Here is a 2,500-nt window from a genome sequence, read left to right as displayed (position 1 = left end):
TTAGACCCGAAACCCGGCGATCTAGGCATGACCAGGATGAAGGTGGGGTAACACCCACTGGAGGTCCGAACCGATTAACGTTGAAAAGTTACCGGATGAGTTGTGTTTAGGGGTGAAAGGCCAATCAAGCCGGGAAATAGCTGGTTCTCCGCGAAAACTATTGAGGTAGTGCCTCGGATGGACACCTTATGGGGTAGAGCACTGGATGGTTGCGGGGGTCGCGAGATCTACCAATACTAACCAAACTCCGAATACATAAGAGTGATATCCGGGAGACAGACGGCGGGTGCTAAGGTCCGTCGTCAAAAGGGAAACAGCCCTGACCTACAGCTAAGGTCCCCAAGTCGTGTCTAAGTGGGAAAGCATGTGGGAATCCCAAAACAACCAGGAGGTTGGCTTAGAAGCAGCCATCCTTTAAAGAAAGCGTAACAGCTCACTGGTCTAAACAAGGGTTCCTGCGGCGAAGATGTAACGGGGCTCAAGACACGCACCGAAGCTTAGGGTGTACACTTTGTGTACGCGGTAGCGGAGCGTTCCGTACGCCTGTGAAGCGGTCTGGTAATGGACCGTGGAGGTATCGGAAGTGCGAATGCAGACATGAGTAGCGATAAAGAGGGTGAGATGCCCTCTCGCCGAAAGACCAAGGGTTCCTGCGCAAGGCTAATCCGCGCAGGGTGAGCCGGCCCCTAAGACGAGCCCGAAGGGGGTAGTCGATGGGAACCACGTTAATATTCGTGGGCCTGGTGGTGTGTGACGGATGGCGTGTGTTGTCGGATCTTATCGGATTGATCCGGCTTCGAAGCTGTCCCGGGAAATAGCCCCACCGTATAGACCGTACCCGAAACCGACACAGGTGGTCAGGTAGAGTATACCAAGGCGCTTGAGAGAAGTGTCCTGAAGGAACTCGGCAAATTGCCTCCGTACCTTCGGAAGAAGGAGGCCCTGATTAAGCGCAAGCTCTATCAGGGGGCACAGGCCAGGGGGTAGCGACTGTTTAGCAAAAACACAGGGCTCTGCTAAGTCGGCTTCAAGACGACGTATAGGGCCTGACGCCTGCCCGGTGCCTGAAGGTTAAGTGGAGGGGTGCAAGCTCTGAAATGAAGCCCAGGTAAACGGCGGCCGTAACTATAACGGTCCTAAGGTAGCGAAATTCCTTGTCGGGTAAGTTCCGACCTGCACGAATGGCGTAACGACTTCCCCACTGTCTCCAGGACATGCTCAGCGAAATTGAATTCTCCGTGAAGATGCGGAGTACCCGCGGTTAGACGGAAAGACCCCGTGCACCTTTACTGCAGCTTCAGAGTGGCATTAGGAAAGAACTGTGTAGCATAGGTGGGAGGCTTTGAAGCATTGGCGCCAGCCGGTGTGGAGCCATAGGTGAAATACCACCCTGTTGTTTTCTGATGTCTAACCTGCAACCATGAAACTGGTTGAGGGACCCTCTGTGGCGGGTAGTTTGACTGGGGCGGTCGCCTCCTAAAGAGTAACGGAGGCGCGCGAAGGTTGGCTCAGGACGGTTGGAAACCGTCTGTTAGAGTGCAATGGCATAAGCCAGCCTGACTGCGAGACTGACAAGTCGAGCAGAGACGAAAGTCGGTCATAGTGATCCGGTGGTCCCTCGTGGAAGGGCCATCGCTCAACGGATAAAAGGTACGCCGGGGATAACAGGCTGATAACCCCCAAGAGCTCATATCGACGGGGTTGTTTGGCACCTCGATGTCGGCTCATCACATCCTGGGGCTGGAGCAGGTCCCAAGGGTTTGGCTGTTCGCCAATTAAAGTGGTACGTGAGCTGGGTTCAGAACGTCGCGAGACAGTTTGGTCCCTATCTGCCGTGGGCGTCGAAATTTGAGAGGAGTTGCCCCTAGTACGAGAGGACCGGGGTGAACATGCCTCTGGTGTACCTGTCGTCGTGCCAACGGCGCAGCAGGGTAGCTATGCATGGACGGGATAACCGCTGAAAGCATCTAAGCGGGAAGCCTCCCTCAAGATAAGATTTCTTAGGACGGTCGGAGACCACGACCTCGATAGATCGGATGTGGAAGCGCAGTAATGCGTGAAGCTAACCGATACTAATTGTCCTATTCGCGCTTGAAACAGGTTTCCATAAAAGTACTACTTTTATGGATGCCAGAGAGTTCACACCCCCAACGTCAGCACTGGCTGACACACGTGGTTGAAACCCTCAGCCCTTGAAACACCGATTTGAAAAACATGTGCACCCGCTTCATTGCCTGGTGGCTATAGCGTTTGTGAACCACCCGATCCCATCCCGAACTCGGCCGTGAAACCAAACCGCGCCAATGGTACTACTGCCTAAGCAGTGGAAGAGTAGGTCGTCGCCAGGCATTGAAGCCGGTGCACATATCCATTCACACTCGTCATAACACCCCTTCCGCCCAACAGGGCGACCATGGTGGCGCGGGGTGGAGCAGCCCGGTAGCTCGTCAGGCTCATAACCTGAAGGTCACAGGTTCAAATCCTGTCCCCGCAACCAAAC

At 54.5% G+C, this 2,500-nt stretch carries 1 tRNA gene and 2 rRNA genes (1 of these 3 cut by a window edge); all 3 read left to right on the top strand.

Annotated elements, in window-relative coordinates:
* A 23S ribosomal RNA gene (locus AVT10_RS14295) occupies positions 1-2,096 on the top strand; it begins 695 nt to the left of the window's first position.
* Between the two features lie 137 nt (positions 2,097-2,233).
* Positions 2,234-2,348: ribosomal RNA gene (gene rrf, locus AVT10_RS14290) — 5S ribosomal RNA — on the top strand.
* Positions 2,349-2,420: 72 nt separating this feature from the next.
* Positions 2,421-2,497: transfer RNA gene (locus tag AVT10_RS14285), tRNA-Met, on the top strand.
* The last annotated feature ends 3 nt before the right edge of the window (positions 2,498-2,500 follow it).

The sequence above is a fragment of the Sphingomonas hankookensis genome, assembly GCF_001619955.1.
Classification (GTDB): domain Bacteria; phylum Pseudomonadota; class Alphaproteobacteria; order Sphingomonadales; family Sphingomonadaceae; genus Sphingomonas; species Sphingomonas hankookensis_A.
The sequence above is the reverse complement of the archived record's forward strand: the minus strand, read 5'-3'. Positions and strand labels throughout refer to the sequence as shown.